Source organism: Vibrio sp. 10N.222.54.E6, assembly GCF_041473955.1.
GTDB lineage: Bacteria > Pseudomonadota > Gammaproteobacteria > Enterobacterales > Vibrionaceae > Vibrio > Vibrio tasmaniensis_A.
This window is the reverse complement of record NZ_JBFRTD010000001.1, coordinates 1-2,381: the sequence shown is the minus strand read 5'-3', so window position 1 is coordinate 2,381 and position 2,381 is coordinate 1. Positions and strand designations below refer to the sequence as shown.

Sequence of the window (2,381 nt, the reverse complement as noted above, 5' to 3'; positions counted from 1 at the left end):
GTAAGCGCGTCATGAACCCCGCATTCTAATTAACCGGCACGAAGAATAAGATCATCTCTCCAACCCAAAGGAGAGTTGAAATGGCAAAACGACGCACCAACCTAGAATGGCAATCACTGTTTGAGCAATATGAAAGCAGCAGTGTTACCCAACGCGCTTTTTGTGAAGAGCATGGACTGAGTTTATCCACGTTCTTTGCCAAACGGCGTCAACTCCAAACAGCAAACCAATCGGGATCTGTCGGATTTGTTAGAGCCGAAATCGTCGAAAAGACAACCAAGTATCAGGCCCAGATAGCTACGGCTAACATGACACTTCTCATCAATGATGTGGAGCTGAGCATTCCTCAAGGTACGCCAGCGGCCTATCTTGCTGAACTCATTGGAGCGTTGTCATGAAAGGTATGCTCAGCGCGCCAGAGATTTACCTTTATCGTGAAAGCGTCGATTTTAGAAAGTCCATCAACGGTCTTGCAGCGATTGTCGAAAATGATACGGACCTACCTCTTGGCAGCGGTGCTCTATTTCTGTTCACCAATAAACAGCGCGATAAGATTAAGGTGCTGTACTGGGATAAAACAGGCTTCGCCCTCTGGTATAAACGCCTTGAAAAAGCCAAGTATAAGTGGCCTTCAAAAGAGAAAAATCAGGTGTTTACCCTCACTCAATTTGAGCTTGATAGACTGCTTTCTGGCTTCACAATTATCGGTCATGAACCCATCAAAATAAACGATTTTACAATGAGTTAATCGAGAATAAAGCCTTATTGACCAAGCGTTAACGGCACGATTTTAGTATAATCAATGCCATGAAAAAGACGCCAAATATCAACCCAGAAAGCCAAGATGTTGCCGAGCTACAAGCGATGGTGAAAGCCCTGATGCTCTCGCAAGAGCAGAAGGAATCGCAATGGAAACAAGAGCGTCAATCGCTGCTTGAACAACTCAAACTCGCCTTCGATCGCCAGTTCGCGAAACGCTCGGAGGCATTAAAGCCTTACGATGAATCACAAGGTGACCTCTTCAACGAAGCGGAATGTGAAGCCGTTAAAGAAGACGAGGTTGAGGTGACAACGACGACCACAACGAAAAAGCGCGGTAAACGTAAACCTCTGCCTAATACCTTGCCTCGTGAGGTTATCGAACTCGATTTAGACGACAATGAAAAGCAGTGTTCTTGTTGTAATCATAGCCTGCATAAAATCGGGGAAGACCGCAGCGAGAAGCTAGAGTTCACACCTGCGGTACTCAAGGTGTTGGAATATGTTCGCCCTAAGTACGCTTGCCGCCAGTGCGAGAAAACAGGTGATAGCAGCCGTATCGTTCAGAAGCCATCCCCTCAGAGTCTCATCCCTAAAAGCTTCGCCACAGAAAGCTTGCTGGCCAACATCATTCTAGGCAAATACCAATACGCGATGCCGCTTTATCGCCAAGAATCTCTGTTTACCCAGTCGGGTATCGAGCTATCACGCACCACCATGGCAAGGTGGGTCATCCAAGTCAGCGAGAAGTTCTCCCCGCTGTATGCAGCCTTGAAAGAGCACCTACTTCAGCAAGTGGTGGTTCAAGCGGATGAAACGCCGCTCAATGTGCTCAAAGAAGAGAAGAAGTGTTATATGTGGCTTTACTGCTCAGGCGCTGACTCGCCCGAAGCGGCACTGCCAAATGTGAAAAATATCGCCTTGTACGACTATCAAAACAGTCGTGCGAGGGCGTGCCCTATTGCCTTTTTAGGTGACTACAACGGTTATCTACAAACCGATGGCTACGCGGCCTATGATGGACTTCATCAAGTCACCAATGTGGGGTGCTTAGCGCATGCTCGTCGCAAGTTCATGGACGCGAAGAAGCTTCAAGGGAAAGGTAAGTCGGGCAAGGCTGATAAGGCGCTGGCTAAAATCCAAAAACTCTACGGGATAGAATCGCGCTTAAAAGGTGCGCCTGCCGAAGAGCGAAAAGCAGAGCGTCAAGCACTTGCCAAACCGATACTGGATGAGCTTTACCAATGGATGACAACCCAGAAGGTGATTGGCTCTAGCCCACTGGGCAAAGCGATAAAATACACGCTCGGGCAGTGGTCAAAGCTCATTCGTTATATCGACGATGGTCACTTATCTATCGATAATAATCGCGCTGAACGCGCAATTAAACCGCTGGTTATTGGCAGGAAGAACTGGCTATTCTCTAACACACCAAACGGTGCTGATGCGAGCGCGATGCTTTACAGCATCATCGAGACCGCGAAAGCCAACGGCCTTATCCTCTACGACTACATGGTCAAGTGCATGAAAGAATTAGCGAAAGCTGAGCCTGATATCGACGCACTCTTACCTTGGAACTTCAAACACTGACAAGTCGCCCCGTGGGTTCATGGGGCGGATAC

Annotated in this window: 3 protein-coding genes; all 3 read left to right on the top strand. The window is 48.0% G+C overall.

Translation table 11 applies throughout. The annotated features are described in order from the left end of the window. The first annotated feature begins 80 nt into the window (after nt 1-80). The 3 genes from tnpA to tnpC are packed head-to-tail and all read left to right on the top strand — an operon-like array spanning nt 81 to nt 2,349. Nucleotides 81-398, top strand: coding sequence for an IS66 family insertion sequence element accessory protein TnpA (gene tnpA, locus AB4513_RS00015; RefSeq protein ID WP_102258483.1), 318 nt, complete (start codon nt 81-83; stop codon nt 396-398). Continuing rightward, the gene (tnpB, locus tag AB4513_RS00010) at nt 395-748 is read left to right on the top strand and encodes an IS66 family insertion sequence element accessory protein TnpB (RefSeq protein ID WP_102258482.1); all 354 of its coding nucleotides are present in this window, start codon (nt 395-397) and stop codon (nt 746-748) included. Before tnpA ends, tnpB begins: the two co-directional genes overlap by 4 nt. Nucleotides 749-807: 59 nt before the next feature. Continuing rightward, nucleotides 808-2,349: an IS66 family transposase gene (gene tnpC, locus AB4513_RS00005; RefSeq protein ID WP_102258481.1), complete on the top strand. Its 1,542-nt coding sequence runs from the start codon at nt 808-810 to the stop codon at nt 2,347-2,349. The last annotated feature ends 32 nt before the right edge of the window (nt 2,350-2,381 follow it).